This is a genomic window from Geminicoccus flavidas (assembly GCF_009806515.1).
GTDB lineage: Bacteria > Pseudomonadota > Alphaproteobacteria > Geminicoccales > Geminicoccaceae > Geminicoccus > Geminicoccus flavidus.
On record NZ_WUJP01000372.1, the window covers coordinates 1 to 493 of the forward strand.

The 493-nt window shown below is 73.6% G+C and carries 1 protein-coding gene; it reads left to right on the forward strand.

The annotated features are described in order from the left end of the window. Positions 1-471: tetratricopeptide repeat protein (locus EQG76_RS10555; protein WP_159713155.1), on the forward strand; the 471-nt coding region annotated here is incomplete at its 5' end. Positions 472-493: the final 22 nt, after the last annotated feature.

Here is a 493-nt window from a genome sequence, read left to right on the forward strand (position 1 = left end):
TTCGCCGCGATCACCAAGCTTGAGACCGGCCAGAGCGAAGCCGCCCTGGCCGACCTGGAAGCTATTGGAGCGGAAACGTCCGCCGGCGTGGCGGCCCTGGCGCGCTTCCAGGCGGCCCAGGCCGCCGGTGCGGCCGGCAAGGCGGACGAGGCCACCGCCGCCCTGGAGCAGGTCGCCGGCTCCGATCTCGACGATGCCATCCTGAAGGAATCGGCCCGGCTGGCCGTGCTCGGCCGACAGCTGGACCAGCGCGATCCCGCGGAGCTGATCAGCGAGCTGGAGCCACTCGCCGCGGCCGATCGGCCCTTCCGTCACCAGGCCCGCGAGCTCTTGGGCCTGGCCCGGCTGCGCGCCGGCGACACCGCCGGTGCCAAGGCGGCCTTCGACGACGCGCTGAAGGACCCGAGCATCCCGATCCGCGCCAAGGCCCGCCTCACCGAATACCGCGCGGCCCTGGAGTCCGCGGCTTGAGCATGCGTCGGTCCGCCCAGCC